The following is a 14,409-nucleotide window of genomic DNA, read 5'->3' as shown; positions in this document are numbered from 1 at the left end:
AAGATGGATCCGGACCGTGCCTGGCCCGTGACCTCTGGTCCGTAGCGTTACCTAACGCGCGGATCCCTGTTATCAGATCGGTGACGACTGGGCCATTGGCCTGAAGTCAAGAGCTGCCGCCGCGCAAACTGACGATGTGACCGGATGTAAAGGGCGACGAGCGTGAACGGCAGGAGGGACCCGAGGGTCTCGCTGATCGCCGCGGCCGGGCTCGGCGCGGCGGTGATCGCCGGTGCCCTCATCGCGGGTGGCTCCGACACCGCGGTGACGGCCGTGGCCGGCCTGGTGACCGGGCTGCTCGCCGCCGTCTCGCTGGTGGTGGCCTCGACCAGGAACGCCTCCGCGCACCGGCGCGAGGCGGTCGCCTGGCGCTGGCTCGCCGGGGGCGCGCTCACCTGGCTGTTCGGCATCGGGGTCCGCCCGGTGGCGGCCGGCACCGCGTTCGTGCTCACCTTCGCCGACCTGCTGATGCTGGTCGGCTCGCTGCTGCTGATGATCGGCTGCTGGCTGACCGCGGTGCCGCCGCCGCAGCGCCGGGGCGTGTTCCGGCAGGCCACCGAGGCCTACCTGGGCGCGGCCTCGATCTTCGCGATCACCTGGGCGGTGCTGCTCGGGCCGATGGCCGCGCAGGCCGAGGACACCGGCGCGTTCTACTCCACGCTGGCGCTGCCGGTGCTCTGCCTGCTGGCCGCCTGCGCGGTCGCGCCCAAGGTGGCGATCTCCCGGGCGGCCAACCGGGCGGTCGGGCTGGCCGGGCTGCTGGTGCTGTCCGCGATCACGCTGGCCGAGCTGGCCACCGCCGTCACCCGGCTGAACGGCGAGCAGTCGCCGACCATGGTGGCCGGTCTGGTCGCCCCGGCCGCGTTCCTGCTGCTGGCGGTCGCGCCGTGGATCGAGGAGGGCTCCCGGGGCCGGGTGCCCGCCCGGCTGCGGGCCGCCGCGACGCCGCTGCCGGTGGTGGCGGCCACGCCGTACGCGCTGGTGGCCGCGGCGACCGTGGTGGTCGGGGCCGACGCGTTCGCCGGCGGGCCCGCGCTCACCATCGTGGTGGTCTCGGTGCTGGCCGTGCTGCTGGTCCGGCTGACCGGGCTGATGCTGGCCGCGGACGGCCTGCGCAACCAGATGGCGATCAGCGAACGCCAGCTGCACCAGCTGGCCGCCGACACCGGCGACGTGGTGCTGATGTGCGACCACGAGGGCACCGTGCAGGAGATCAGCGCGGGCGTCGAGGAGACCTACGGCTACGACCCGGTCGAGCTCACCGGCAAGTCGATCTTCGACTACCTGCACCCGGAGGACGTGCCCGGCATCCAGGCCCAGCTCCGCCGCATGATCGAGGACGAGAGCCCGCAGCGGTACGGCACCTGCCGGATCGAATGCCGGGTCCGCGCCGCCGACGGCACCTGGCGGCCCACCGAGTCGGTGGCCACCCGGCACGTCCGGCGCGAGGACCTGGTCCTGGTCACCACCAGGGACGTCAGCGACCAGGTCGCGCTGCGCAACCAGGTCACCCACCTGACCTTCCACGACGGCGTGACCGGCCTGCCCAACCGGGCCTACTTCGAGGAGCGCACCCGCGAGGTGCTGCCCCGGGCCAGCCGCCCGGCCGTGATCTTCCTGGACCTGGACGGCTTCACCGGCGTGAACGATTCAGTCGGCCACGCCAGCGGGGACTACCTGCTCGGGCAGGCCGCCCGGCGGTTGCGCGCCGCGGTTCGAGCGGACGACACGCTCGCGCGCTGGGGCGGTGACGAGTTCGCGGTGCTGCTGGAGTCCGGCGGCGACGCGCAGCTCGCGGTGGACCTGGCCGAGCGGCTGGTCCGCGCGGTGTCGTCTGAGCCGTTCCGGGTGGCCGACCGGGACATCGCGCTGACCGCCAGCGTGGGCGTCGCGTTCGCCGAGGACGAGACCTCGCCGGGGGATCTGCTGCGCAACGCCGACGTGGCGATGGCGCGGGCCAAGGGGCTCGGCGGGCGGCGGGTGGAGGTGTTCGCGGCGCACATGCACGCGGATGCCGTACGCCGCCTGGAGATCGCCGCCGACCTGCAGCGGGCGCTGCTCGAGCAGCAGTTCGTGATCGAGTACCAGCCGATCGTGGACCTGGCAGGGAACCGGGTGACCGCGGTGGAGGCGCTGGTGCGCTGGTGCCGCGGCGGCACGTTCGTCCCGCCGGAGCAGTTCCTGGACGCGGCCGAGGACACCGGCCTGATCGTGCCGCTGAGCGAGTGGATCCTGACCGAGGCGTGCCGCGAGGTGGCCGCCTGGCGGGCCTCCTCGTGGGACATCGGCCTGGCGCTCAACCTGTCCAAGCGGCAGATCACCGCGCCCGGTTTCGTGCAGACCATCTCGGCGGCGCTGGCCGACAGCGGCCTGCCGCCGAGCGCGCTCACCCTTGAGGTGATCGAGGAGATGCTGGTCGAGGACGCCGGGGACACCGTCGACAAGCTGTCGGAGCTGCGCGAGCTCGGGGTGCGGCTGGCCATCGACGACTTCGGCACCGGCTACGCCTCGCTGGCGTTCCTCAGGCAGCTCCCGGTGGACATGATCAAGATTGACCCGTCGTTCGTCTCCGGCCTCGGCCTGGACGAGACGCTCACCCTGCTGACCCGGACCATCGTGCGACTCGGCCACGACCTCGGTTTGACCGTGGTCGCCGAGGGCATCGAGCGCCCCGAGCAGCTGGAACTCCTCCGGGAGATGGGCTGCAGCCGGGGCCAGGGTTATCTGGTGGCCCGGCCCATGGGCGCCCAAGGTGTGGACTCGCTGATGCGGACCAACCTCACCAGCCTCCAGAACACCGCGTGACATTGGCCGCGCCTTCGGCACGGCGCGCTTGGCCGATGCGTTGTTTCGTATGGTGAGATTGTTGTCCCACATGATTTGACGCAGCGGCCATGGATCGGCCAAGGTGGAGCCATGCATTCCGGTGGGATTCTCGTAGTACTTCGCAGGCGCGCAGCCTGACGAGGTCCGAAGTCCTGCGCGCCGCCCCAGCTCCGCCCAGCGGACGGGGCATTTTTTATGCCCAGCCATCACACCACACACGCTCAGCCACATGAGGAACGAGCCGATGACCGAACAGATGACAGGTGCCCAGGCCCTGGTGCGGGCACTGGAGAACGTCGGGGTCGACACGGTGTTCGGGATTCCAGGCGGCGCCATCCTGCCCGCCTACGATCCCCTCTACGACTCGACCAAGGTCCGGCATGTGCTCGTCCGGCACGAGCAGGGCGCCGGCCACGCCGCCGAAGGCTACGCGCAGGCCACCGGCCGGGTGGGCGTCTGCATGGCGACCAGCGGTCCGGGCGCGACCAACCTGGTCACCCCGATCGCGGACGCGTACATGGACTCGGTGCCGATCGTCGCCATCACCGGCCAGGTCGCGTCGGCCTCGATCGGGACGGACGCCTTTCAGGAGGCGGACATCTCCGGCATCACCATGCCGATCACCAAGCACAACTTCCTGGTCACCGACGCGGCCGACATCCCCAGGACGATCGTGGAGGCCTTCCACATCGCCTCGACCGGCCGCCCCGGCCCGGTGCTGGTGGACATCTCCAAGGACGCACTCCAGGCCATGACCACCTTCGTCTGGCCGGTCACCATGCTGCTGCCGGGCTACCGCCCGGTCACCCGCCCGCACTCCAAGCAGATCCGCGAGGCGGCCCGGCTGATCGCCGAAGCCCACCGCCCGGTGCTGTACGTCGGCGGCGGCGTGCACAAGGCCCGCGCCGCCACCCAGCTGCGCGAACTGGCCGAGCTGACCGGCATCCCGGTCATCACCACCCTGACCGCCCGCGGCAGCTTCCCCGACAGCCACCCGCAGCACCTGGGCATGCCCGGCATGCACGGCACGGTCGCCGCGGTCGGCTCGCTCCAGCGCAGCGACCTGATCATCGCGCTCGGCGCCCGCTTCGACGACCGGGTCACCGGCCGGCTGGACACCTTCGCGCCGCACGCGAAGATCGTGCACGCGGACATCGACCCGGCCGAGATCTCCAAGAACCGGCACGCGGACGTGCCGATCGTCGGCGACTGCCGGGAGGTCCTCACCGACCTGATCGCGGCGGTCAAGGCGGAGGGCCGCAAGGGCGACTACGCCCAGTGGTGGCAGGCGCTGAACGCGCTCAAGCAGACGTACGCGCTGGGCTACGAGACGTTCGAGGACGGCTCGCTGGCCCCGCAGTACGTGCTGGAGCGGCTCAGCTCCATCGTCGGGCCGGACGCGTACTACGTGGCCGGGGTCGGCCAGCACCAGATGTGGGCCGCCCAGTTCATCGGCTACGAGAACCCGGGCACGTTCATCAACTCCGGCGGCCTGGGCACCATGGGCTTCGCGGTGCCGGCCGCGATGGGCGTCAAGATGGGCGCCCCGGACAGCGTGGTCTGGGCCATCGACGGGGACGGCTGCTTCCAGATGACCAACCAGGAGCTGGCCACCTGCGCCCTGGAAGGTGTGCCGATCAAGGTCGCGGTGATCAACAACGGTAACCTCGGCATGGTCCGCCAGTGGCAGACGCTCTTCTACGACCAGCGGTACTCCAACACGAACCTGCAGTCGACGCGCCGGATCCCGGACTTCGTGAAGCTCGCGGAGGCGTATGGTTGCGTCGGTCTGCGGTGCGAGCGGCCCGAGGACGTGGACGCCACCATCCAGAAGGCGATGGAGATCAACGACGCCCCGGTGGTGGTCGACTTCGTCGTCCACGAGGACGCCATGGTGTGGCCGATGGTCGCCGCAGGAACCAGCAACGACGAGATCAAGTATGCCCGTGACATGGCGCCGAAGTGGGAGCACGAGGACTGATGAGCCGCCACACCCTCTCCGTTCTGGTGGAGAACAAGCCCGGCGTGCTGGCCCGGGTGTCCGCGCTGTTCAGCCGCCGCGGGTTCAACATCGACTCGCTGGCCGTCGGGCCCACCGAGCACAGCGACATCTCCCGGATGACCATCGTGGTCAACGTGGAGGAACTCCCGCTTGAGCAGGTCACCAAACAGCTCAACAAGCTGGTGAACGTGCTCAAGATCGTCGAACTGGACACCACCCAGTCCGTGCAGCGCGAGCTCATGCTGATCAAGGTCAGGGCGGACGCGGACTCCCGCAGCCACGTCCTGGAACTGGTCAACCTGTTCCGCGCGCGCTGCGTCGACGTCGCGCCGGACGCGGTCACCATCGAGGTCACCGGCACGGCGGACAAGCTGGAGGCGTTCGTCCGCGTGCTGGAGCCGTTCGGCATCAAGGAACTCGTGCAGTCGGGCATGGTGGCCATCGGCCGCGGTGCCCGCTCCATCACCGACCGCTCGCTCCGGGCGCTCGACCGGACCGCCTAAGAGAACCCTGAAAGGTTTATCCAAGTGACTGAGATCTTCTACGACAACGACGCGGACCTGTCGATCATCCAGGGCCGGCACGTCGCCGTCCTCGGGTACGGCAGCCAGGGCCACGCCCACGCGCTCAGCCTGCGCGACTCGGGCGTGGACGTCCGCGTCGGCCTGCCCGAGGGCTCCAAGAGCCGGGAGAAGGCCGAGAACGACGGCCTCCGCGTGCTCACCCCCGGCGAGGCCGTCGAAGAGGCCGACCTCACGATGATCCTGGCGCCGGACCACATCCAGCGCCACCTGTACGCCGAGCACGTCGCCCCCAACCTGGTCCAGGGCGACGCCCTCTTCTTCGGCCACGGCCTCAACATCCGGTACGGCCTGATCGAGGCCCCCGAGGGCGTCGACGTCGCCATGGTCGCCCCGAAGGGCCCGGGCCACCTGGTCCGCCGCCAGTACTCGGCCGGCCGCGGCGTGCCCTGCCTGGTCGCCGTCGAGAAGGACGCCAGCGGCGCCGCCTGGCAGCTGGCCCTGTCCTACGCCAAGGGCATCGGCGGCACCCGGGCCGGCGCGCTCAAGACCACCTTCACCGAGGAGACCGAGACCGACCTGTTCGGCGAGCAGGCCGTGCTCTGCGGCGGCGTGTCCGAGCTGATCAAGGCGGGCTTCGAGACCCTGATCGAGGCGGGCTACCAGCCCGAGGTCGCCTACTTCGAGTGCCTGCACGAGATGAAGCTGATCGTCGACCTGATGTACGAGGGCGGCATCCACAAGATGTACTGGTCGGTCTCCGACACCGCCGAGTACGGCGGCTACAGCCGCGGCACCCGCCTGATCAACGCGGACACCAAGAAGGAGATGCGCAAGATCCTCGACGAGATCCAGTCCGGCGAGTTCGCGCGCGAGCTGGTGGCCGAGTTCGACGGCGGCCAGGTCCAGTTCAACAAGTACCGCGAGGAGCTGGCCGAGCACCCGATCGAGAAGACCGGCGCCAAGCTCCGCCCGATGATGAGCTGGCTCCAGAACGAGCAGTGACATTGGCCGATCCTTCGGATCGGCGGGCTTGGCCGCTCCTTAGCCTGTGTCTTCCCTCGTCACTCCGGCCGCTCCGCGACCTGCGTTCCTCAGTCCAGACACAGGCGCGGCCAAGCCGGGGCCAAAGGGGGAGTCGGAAAGATTGATTGCGGCGTCACTCCTTGTGGGGTGGCGCCGTTTTCTTTAGGCGGGGGCGGAGACCAGGAAGGCGCAGTCGCCGAAGGCGATCTCGTCGCCGGTGCGGACCCGGGCCGGGCCGACCAGGCGCCAGCCGTTGAGGCGGGTGCCGTTGAGTGAGCCGAGGTCGACCAGGAGCCAGTAGTCCTCTTCGCGGCGGAGTTCGGCGTGGACGCGGGAGACGGTCAGGTCGGACAGGACGAGGTCGCAGGAGGAGCCCCGGCCGACCACGTAGCGGATTCTGCTGTCGGGCGGGAGCGCCAGGCGCGGGAGGCGCGGGCGGCGCCAGGCGCTCTGCAGCCGGGAGGTGAAGTCGGAGGCGGACGCGACGGCCTCGGTGATCCGGCGTCGCCAGCGGCCGCGGTGCGGCAGGTCCGCGATGAGTTCGTCCAGCTCGTCGCGGCTGCGGGCGCGCAGGGCCTGATCCACCCGCCCGACGAAGGTCTCCATCGACAAGCGGCCTTCGGCGGCCCGGTCGCGAAGCTCGTTGAGCGCGCGATCGCGGTCCCCATCCGAGGCGCGTACGGGTGGCTGCGAGCTCATGTCTGGAGTATCCGCTTTCCAGATCTCTGGTGTCCAGATTGCCGAGAACATGACTCTACCGGCCCGCGCTGCCACGCGGGCCGGTAGAGGCGTTTACGGCCTGCCGAAGTCCTGAGTCCAGTACGGACCGCCGGCGGCGACGTACCCGACGCCGATCTGGGTGTAGTCGCAGTTGAGGATGTTCTGCCGGTGGCCGGGGCTGCCCATCCAGTCCTTCATCACGGACTCGGCCGTGCGCTGACCCTGGGCGATGTTCTCGCCGATGGAGGAGAAGGAGTAGCCGGTGGCCTTGATCCGGTCGTCGAACCCGCGCCCGTCCTGGGAGTCGTGGTCGAAGTAGTTCTTGGCGGACATGTCGGCCGAGTGACCGAGGGCGGCCTTGTGCAGGCGCGCCTCGTGCACGAGCGGCTTGCAGCCGGCCTTGGCGCGTTCGGCGTTGGTCAGCCGGACGACCTCGTTCTCGATCGCGGTGCCGACGCCGGTCCCGCCGCCGCCCGCGCCCGGGTTCTCGGTGGGGGTCGGCGTGGGGGTGGGCTTGGGCGCCGCGGGGCACCTGACCCGGACCTTCCTGGAGACCGCGACGTGGCCGGCCGAGTCGGTGGCCGTGGTGTAGAACACGCCGGGGGCGCAGTTCGCGGTGCTGGTCGTGGTCAGGCGCGCGTTGCGGACGATCCGCGAGCCGCTCTTGACGACCCGGTCAGGACCGAGGACGGACTTCTTGATCCGGATGCGGAGGCGGGCCTCCTTGGTGCATCCGGCTCGGGACACGCTCGCGCGGAGGCGTCCAGCCGAGGTCAGGACCGGCTTCGCCGCCGCGACCCGACAGCGCGCGACTATCGATGCCGCGGTCGCCGACCCAGAGGAGGTTCCCGCCGAAGATCCAGAGGATCCGGACTCGGCCGACAGTCCGGCCGCGGCGGCGACGGGAGAGGCGGCGGGGAGGGGGGTCGTGCCACAGCCGACGGCGACGATCGCGGTCAGGCAGAGGAGCGCTCGCAGGGGTTTGTTCATGCTTCCTTCCAGGTGGAGGGGTTAGACGCTGGATGGAAATCAGCATTATGGTCCCCCTTCAACCCGGAATACCGAGTAATCGACCCTTTTGTCGTGGGATCGGAAGATCGGTAGAGCCGTCAGCCCTGATGGCTACGTTCCATCCGCGCAAGTGTGATCCTCGTCACATCGATTTGCTTCGGGCATACTGAGTATGCATACTCAGTATCTATGTCGATCCGCCACGGCCTGCTCGCCCTGCTCAGCCAGGGGGCGCGATACGGCTACCAGCTGCGCGCCGAATTCGAGGCTTCCACGGGGGCGACCTGGCCGCTCAACATCGGCCAGGTCTACACGACGCTGGCCCGGATGGAGCGCGACGGCCTGGTGGCCCCCGGCGAGCAGGACGAGCAGGGCCGGGTGGTCTACGCCATCACCGAACCCGGCCGGTCGGAACTGGAGCGCTGGTTCAGCACCCCCATCGCCCAGTCCGACCGGCCGCGCGACGAACTGGTGATCAAACTCGCGATGGCGGTGACCGCCCCCGGCGTGGACGTGCGCGGCGTGGTGCAGGCCCAGCGCTCGGCCACCATGCGCACCCTGCAGTCCCTGACCAGGGCCAAACGCGGCGCGGAACTGCCGCAGCGCCTGGTCTACGACTCGATGATCTTTCAGGCCGAGGCCGAGCAGCGCTGGCTCGACCACTGCGAAGCCGTTCTCGGCGCGTCCCCCCAGGAGTCTCGATGAGCACAGCACCGGTGTCCCGCCTGACCGAGGTCACCAAAGTCCACGGCACGGGGGAGCAGGCGGTCTCCGCCCTGCGCGGGGTGAGCCTGGAGGTCGCGGCCGGGGAGCTGGTCGCGGTCATGGGTCCGTCGGGGTCCGGCAAGTCGACCCTGCTCAACCTGGCCGGCGGGCTCGAACGCGCCACCTCCGGCACGGCCGAGCTCGGCGGCGTCCGGCTGGACGGGCTGTCCGCGCGGGAGCTCGCCGCTCTGCGCCGCAGGCACGCGGGTTACGTGTCCAGGATCTCAACCTGATTCCCTCGCTGACCGCGATCGAGAACGTGATGCTCCCGCGTGAGCTGGACGGAGTCCGTACCAGACAGGCGCGGGCCGAGGCCGGGACGGTGCTGGGCGAGGTCGGGCTGGCGGACGCCGGGGACCGGTTCCCCGAGGAGCTGTCCGGCGGCCAGCGGCAGCGGGTGGCCATCGCCCGCGCGCTCGTCGGCGGGCGTTCCCTGCTGCTGGCCGACGAGCCCACAGGCGCGCTCGACACCCCGACCGGCGACGCGGTCCTGCAGCTGCTGCGCGAGCGCTGCGAGGCCGGCGCCGCCGTGCTGCTGGTCACCCACGAGTCCCGGTACGCGGCCTGGGCCGACCGGGTCGTGTTCCTGCGCGACGGCAGGATCGCCGACACCGCCGAGCCGCTGGTGAGCGCCCGATGAGCGCCTTGCGCGCGATGCTGCGCCTGTCCCGCCGCGACCTGTGGCGGGACCGGGGCCGCAGCTCGCTGATCTTCCTGATGATCGCGGTGCCGGTGGCCCTGGTGAGCCCGACGCCCAGATCGCGGCGGCGGCCGGTGGCCGGGTCACCCGGATCACCTCGGGCGAGCAGCTCGTGGACATCGCCGGCGCGAGAAAGTGGATCTACGCCTACGAGATCGACTCCCGCGACTCGCTCACCGAGGGAATCTACGTCCGGGTGTCCGGGCGGATGCCCGCCGACGCGGGCGAGACGGCCGTCTCCGTCGCGCTGGCCGAACTGGCGCCGATCGGCTCGACGATCCGGATTCGCTGGCCGCCCGGCGGGTCCGCGTGGTCGGCGTGGCCGAGTCGATCAGGAACATGACGCCGATGGACGCGATGATCACGCTGCCCGGAACCGCCGGCCCTGGCTCGCCGCCCGCGCTGGTGCCGGAACCCGCGGACGGGGCCGCGCCCGGCCCTGCCGCGCCCGTGCGGGTGCACGAGGTCCAGTGGCTCGTCGACACGCCCGCGCCGGTCGGCTGGGATCAGGTCCAGCGGCTGAACCGGGAAGGGCTGGTGGTGCGTTCCCGCGCCGTCGCCGCCGACCCGCCGGACGTGCCCAGCGTGTACCCGCGGCCCACCGAGTTCGACGCGGGGACGACCAGCGGCCTGCTCGGCATCCTGCTGATCGTGCTGGAGGTGGTGCTGCTGGCCGGGCCCGCGTTCGCGGTGGGGCTGCGCCGCCGCAGGCGTGAGCTCGGCCTGCTGGCCGCGCAGGGCGCGGAGGCCGGGCACCTGCGCGCCCTGACGCTGGCCGACGGGCTGCTGCTCGGCGGCCTGGCCGCCCCTTGCCGGGGTGCCGGTGGGCATCGGCGTCGCCGCGGTGACGGTGTACCGCGCCAACCAGCCGGTCCCGGTCTACGGGCCGTTCGACGTGCCGGGCTGGCCGCTGGCCGGGGTGGCGGCGCTGGCCCTGGCCAGCGGGCTGCTGGCCGCGCTGACTCCGGCCGTCCAGGCAGGTCGGGCCGAGGTGGCCGCCGTGCTGGCCGGGCGCAGGGACCGGGTCAGGGACCGCGCGGGCCTGCCCGTGTTCGGCCTGGTCCTGGTGGTGGCCGGAGTCGCCTGCTGCGGGATCGTCACGCGTCTGATGGGGAGCCCGTCGGTCGCGATGCTGGCACTCGTCTTCGGCGTGCTGGTGCTGGTGCTCGGGCTGGTCGCGCTGACCCCGCTGCTGGTCCGGGTGGCCGGCCGGACCCGCGCCTGGCTGCCGCTGCCGCTCCGGCTCGCCGCCAGGGACGCCGCCCGCAACCGCGGCCGCACCTCGCCCGCGGTGGCCGCCGTGCTGGCGGCGATGACCGGGCTGACCACCATCGCGGTGCTGCTGTCCAGTCAGGGCGCCGATCGGCGGGTCAACTCGATCTCTGTGAACGTGCCGGGCACCGCCATGGCGTTCGCCGAGGATCTCGACGAGGACCAGTGGGCGGGGGTGCGCTCGGCGATGGAGGCAGAGCTGCCCGGCGTGCCGCTCATCGAGGTCAGGACGGTGCGAGCCGCCGGGGACGTGCTGCCTCCGCTGGAGCGCCGGGCCAGCCTGGTCCGTTCCTGCGACGGGTGCAGCCACTCCTTCGGCAGGCTGGGCGACGTGGTCTTCGGCGGCCCCGACCTGCTCAGGTACGTGCTCGGCAGGGACGATCCGGCCGCCGCCGCCGCGCTCGCGGCAGGGAAGGCCGTGAGCTTCGACGCCAACGGCGTGCGCGGCGGGCGGGCACGGCTTTCCGTGCCCGGGATGGGGGAAGAACTCACCCGGGTCACCGTGCCCGCCGTCGCGGCCCACGCCGACCGCCCGCCGCCGTTCGGCGCGCTCGTCCCGGCCGGGCTTGCCGATGCCTCCCGGCTGACCGCCCGCACCACCGCGCTGCTGATCGATCCGGCCATGCTGCGGCTGAGCGCCGAGCAGGAGCGGCGGCTCGGCGCCCGGGTGTCCGCCCTGAGCGGCCAAGCCCAGCTGACGGTGGAGCGCGGCTCGCAGGTGCGGGAGGAAGATCTGACGCTGGCCGTGCTCGCCCTGGTGGCCGGGCTGCTGGTGCTGGTCGCGGCCGTCGTCGCGACCGCGCTGGCCGCCGCCGACGCCCGCCCGGACCTGGACACGATGGCCGCCGTCGGCGCCTCGCCGTGGACCCGCCGCCTCATCGTCGCCAGCCAGGGCGCGTTCATCGCCGGCCTGGGCACGCTGACCGGGGTGCTCGCCGGTCTGCCGCCGGGCGTGCTGGCCGCCTGGGCCGTCACCGGCATACCCCAGGGCGGCAGCACCTACGGCGCGGACACCTCCACGGCCCTGGAGTTCGTCTCCACGCCGATCGTGGCCGTGCCCTGGGCGTTGCTGGCGGGCATGGTGCTGGTGCTGCCGCTGGTGGCGGCCCTGATCACGGGGGTGTTCGCGCGGACCGGGATCCGGCTCGGGCGGCGGCTCACGTGACCGCCGGGGCCAGCTTGTCGGCGCTCAGATCGTACTTGAGGGTCATCAGGACGCCGGAGAGGATGATCAGCGCGGGGATGACCGTGATGCCGATCAGGACGGCGGTGACGGCCGAGCCCGGCTGGGTGACCGGGTTGGCGGGGTCGGACTCCAGGAAGCCGCCGACGGACAGGGTCACGCCGTAGATGGTGGCGCCGAAGGCGGCGACCGCGCTCTCCACCGCCGTCCACAGGCCGGTGAAGACGCCGCCCCTGCGCTTGCCGCTGACCTGGCCGTCGTAGGCGATCACGTCGGCCAGCATGGAGAACTGGAGGAGCTGGAGCCCGGCGTACCCGACGCCGACCACCACGATGCAGAAGTGCGCGTAGAGCGGGCCGAACAGGGGGCTGGCCGTGGCCAGGGTCGCGCCCGCCATGAACAGCAGGCCGGACAGGATCATCGCGCCGCGCTTGTCCAGCACCCTGGCCAGCCACACCCACAGCGGCATGGTGATCAGCATCGGCCCGACCAGCGCCGCGAACAGCGTGGTCGTCGACTCCGGGTTGCCCAGCGTGTACGCCGCGAAGTACGGCGCGCCCGCCAGCATCACCCCGGCGGCCAGGGTCTGTGCGCTGCACAGCCCGAGCAGCCACAGGAACGGCTTGGAGTCCTTGGCCGCCGCCAGTTGCACCCGCAGCGAGCCCTCCGACTCCTGCTGCCCGGTGTACGGCGCGTTCGCCGTCCCGAAGAACGAGCCGATCATGGCGACCAGCAGGATCGCCGCGAACACGAAGCCCATCGTCCGATAACCCTCGATGGTGTCCCCCGCCAGCATCGGCGCCAGCACCCCGCTCATCGCGATGGCGATCGCGATGAACACCATCCGCCACTGGAGCAGCGACGTGCGCTCGTGGTAGTCGTGCGTCATCTCGGCCGGCATCGCCTTGTACGGCACCTCGTACAGCGCGTACCCCGTCGCCGCGACCAGGAACACCAGCCCGACGAAGATCGCGGCCGGCACGCCCTTCAGCGGCGGCCCGATGAACATGACCGCGAACGCGATCGGCAGCACGGCGGTCCCGGCCAGCATCCACGGCCGCCGCGGCCCCCAGCGGGAGACCGTCCGGTCCGACCACTGCCCGATCAGCGTGTTCGCGATCAGATCCCACGCCTTGGGCAGGAACACCACGATCCCGGCCAGCAGCGGATCGACCGCGAGCACGTTGGTCATGTAGATCAGCAGCAGCAGCCCCGGGATGGCGGCGAAGTTGGCCGTGCAGAACGAGCCGACGGCGTAGCCGATGCGCACGCCGGTGGGGACCCGGCCGGAGGTCGCGGGAATCATGGCGTCATTGAAGCCCACCAAGCGCCCGACCGACTAGGCGGTGATCCCGATTGCCCAGCAAGGTGTTATAGACCCACGCAGGTCACGATTTTTCGGCTCAAAGCCCCTGATTCGGGGCTACTCCCGGACGTCCGCGCAGACCACGTGCGCGCCCAGTTCGATCATCCGGCGTTCGGTGTGCGCGTCCGCCACCCGGGCCATCAGCACCGGCGCCTCGCTCGCGGCCAGCTGCGGCAGCCGGGACCGCACCCCGCGGTGCAGATCGCGGACGATGTCCTCGGCGGCCGGGGTGTGCACCTTGACGTGCAGCATTATCCCCGACGAGCCGGACACGGTCCGGGCCTCGGAGATCCACACATGGTGGATCACCGCGAAGTCGCGGAGCAGTTCGGCGATGGCCACCCGCAGCGCGGGCAGGATCGGATGGTTGGTGCGCTGGTATCCGGGATCGACGACGGTCATCGCCCCGGACAGATGCTGACGTGGCTGCGGAACCCAGGAGGACGACGAGACCGGCGTGGGGGCGGGCGCGGGCATGGTCCGGACCGGCGGCTTGGTGATCATCGCCATGCTCCCGGTCGCGTACGCGTTGGGCGCGGAGGCCGCCAGCACCGGGGCGGGACCGCTCCGGGTGCTCTGCAGATACCGCTGGAGATCCTCGATGGGAACCGCCGCCGCGGCCGGCCCCGCCGCGTCGATGACGATCTCCCGGACCCCGGTCACCCGCTGGATGTCGAGAATCGTGTCCGCGTCACAGGCGGACAGCGCATGACTGCCTCGATGCCGCGCGTAGGTGGCCGGGCCGGTGTAGCCCAGCAGCACACGTTCCCCGCCCTGCGTCGTGCCGAGCACGACCGAACGATCAGGTCTGACCGCCACCAGGATTCCCCATTCGGCCAGCGCCGCCAGCAGACGGTGCGGGCTGCCGTGCTGGGCGAGCACTTCGCCGAGAGCGGGGTTCCCGATGCTCATATACGAAACCATAGGTACCGAACCACGGTTTAGCAGGCTAATCGCCAAGAATAGGTGCGATCAATACCAAGCTGGAGCCAGTGTGTATGGGCACGGTCCAATCTG

General features: G+C 71.1%; 11 protein-coding genes and 1 pseudogene. 7 read left to right on the top strand and 5 right to left on the bottom strand.

Going from position 1 to position 14,409, the window contains the following annotated elements:
* The first annotated feature begins 162 nt into the window (after positions 1-162).
* The 4 genes from Acor_RS10165 (at position 163) to ilvC (ending at position 6,354) form a co-directional block, all read left to right on the top strand.
* Complete coding sequence (locus tag Acor_RS10165; protein WP_246238542.1) at positions 163-2,805, top strand: putative bifunctional diguanylate cyclase/phosphodiesterase; 2,643 nt, start codon at positions 163-165, stop codon at positions 2,803-2,805.
* Positions 2,806-3,031: 226 nt separating this feature from the next.
* A complete protein-coding gene (locus Acor_RS10160; RefSeq protein ID WP_281353200.1) occupies positions 3,032-4,807 on the top strand; it encodes an acetolactate synthase large subunit in 1,776 nt (591 codons plus the stop codon).
* Positions 4,807-5,331, top strand: a complete 525-nt coding sequence (gene ilvN, locus Acor_RS10155) for an acetolactate synthase small subunit (RefSeq protein WP_155336323.1) — start codon at positions 4,807-4,809, stop codon at positions 5,329-5,331. Before Acor_RS10160 ends, ilvN begins: the two co-directional genes overlap by 1 nt.
* Before the next feature lie 33 nt (positions 5,332-5,364).
* Complete coding sequence (gene ilvC / locus Acor_RS10150; RefSeq protein WP_155336404.1) at positions 5,365-6,354, top strand: ketol-acid reductoisomerase; 990 nt, start codon at positions 5,365-5,367, stop codon at positions 6,352-6,354.
* Between the two features lie 183 nt (positions 6,355-6,537).
* On the opposite strand, the gene Acor_RS10145 is transcribed toward ilvC, so the two are convergent.
* Together Acor_RS10145 and Acor_RS10140 are read right to left on the bottom strand one after the other, a co-directional pair.
* Positions 6,538-7,074: a DUF1707 and FHA domain-containing protein gene (locus tag Acor_RS10145; protein ID WP_155336322.1), complete on the bottom strand. Its 537-nt coding sequence runs from the start codon at positions 7,072-7,074 to the stop codon at positions 6,538-6,540.
* Between the two features lie 93 nt (positions 7,075-7,167).
* Positions 7,168-8,085, bottom strand: a complete 918-nt coding sequence (locus Acor_RS10140; protein ID WP_155336321.1) for a CAP domain-containing protein — start codon at positions 8,083-8,085, stop codon at positions 7,168-7,170.
* A gap of 210 nt (positions 8,086-8,295) precedes the next feature.
* Between Acor_RS10140 and Acor_RS10135 the strand changes: the two genes are divergently transcribed.
* Together Acor_RS10135 and Acor_RS46210 are read left to right on the top strand one after the other, a co-directional pair.
* Complete coding sequence (locus Acor_RS10135; RefSeq protein WP_155336320.1) at positions 8,296-8,811, top strand: PadR family transcriptional regulator; 516 nt, start codon at positions 8,296-8,298, stop codon at positions 8,809-8,811.
* A pseudogene (locus Acor_RS46210) lies at positions 8,808-9,511 on the top strand (ABC transporter ATP-binding protein). Before Acor_RS10135 ends, Acor_RS46210 begins: the two are co-directional and overlap by 4 nt.
* 246 nt (positions 9,512-9,757) lie before the next feature.
* On the opposite strand, the gene Acor_RS10125 reads toward Acor_RS46210, so the two are convergent.
* Positions 9,758-10,435 carry a hypothetical protein gene (locus Acor_RS10125; RefSeq protein ID WP_155336319.1) on the bottom strand — a complete coding sequence of 226 codons (678 nt, stop codon included), beginning with the start codon at positions 10,433-10,435 and terminating at the stop codon, positions 9,758-9,760.
* Between Acor_RS10125 and Acor_RS10120 the strand changes: the two genes are divergently transcribed.
* The gene (locus tag Acor_RS10120; RefSeq protein WP_155336318.1) at positions 10,395-12,008 is read left to right on the top strand and encodes an FtsX-like permease family protein; all 1,614 of its coding nucleotides are present in this window, start codon (positions 10,395-10,397) and stop codon (positions 12,006-12,008) included. The two genes, Acor_RS10125 and Acor_RS10120, sit on opposite strands and share 41 nt — an antisense overlap.
* On the opposite strand, the gene Acor_RS10115 is transcribed toward Acor_RS10120, so the two are convergent.
* Positions 12,001-13,332 carry an MFS transporter gene (locus tag Acor_RS10115; protein WP_155336317.1) on the bottom strand — a complete coding sequence of 444 codons (1,332 nt, stop codon included), beginning with the start codon at positions 13,330-13,332 and terminating at the stop codon, positions 12,001-12,003. The genes Acor_RS10120 and Acor_RS10115 overlap by 8 nt on opposite strands.
* 117 nt (positions 13,333-13,449) lie before the next feature.
* Complete coding sequence (locus Acor_RS10110; protein WP_155336316.1) at positions 13,450-14,304, bottom strand: hypothetical protein; 855 nt, start codon at positions 14,302-14,304, stop codon at positions 13,450-13,452.
* Positions 14,305-14,409 lie beyond the last annotated feature (105 nt).

The organism is Acrocarpospora corrugata, assembly GCF_009687845.1.
Classification (GTDB): domain Bacteria; phylum Actinomycetota; class Actinomycetes; order Streptosporangiales; family Streptosporangiaceae; genus Acrocarpospora; species Acrocarpospora corrugata.
Note: the sequence above shows the minus strand (reverse complement) of the source record. Positions and strands in the feature narration are given on the sequence as shown.

Bases quoted from the DNA above. Each gene is read 5' to 3' on its own strand.
- ilvN (WP_155336323.1), top strand. From the start codon at position 4,807: ATGAGCCGCCACACCCTCTCCGTTCTGGTGGAGAACAAGCCCGGCGTG.
- Acor_RS10145 (WP_155336322.1), bottom strand. From the start codon at position 7,074: ATGAGCTCGCAGCCACCCGTACGCGCCTCGGATGGGGACCGCGATCGC.
- Acor_RS10140 (WP_155336321.1), bottom strand. From the start codon at position 8,085: ATGAACAAACCCCTGCGAGCGCTCCTCTGCCTGACCGCGATCGTCGCC.
- Acor_RS10135 (WP_155336320.1), top strand. From the start codon at position 8,296: ATGTCGATCCGCCACGGCCTGCTCGCCCTGCTCAGCCAGGGGGCGCGA.
- Acor_RS10115 (WP_155336317.1), bottom strand. From the start codon at position 13,332: ATGATTCCCGCGACCTCCGGCCGGGTCCCCACCGGCGTGCGCATCGGC.
- Acor_RS10110 (WP_155336316.1), bottom strand. From the start codon at position 14,304: ATGAGCATCGGGAACCCCGCTCTCGGCGAAGTGCTCGCCCAGCACGGC.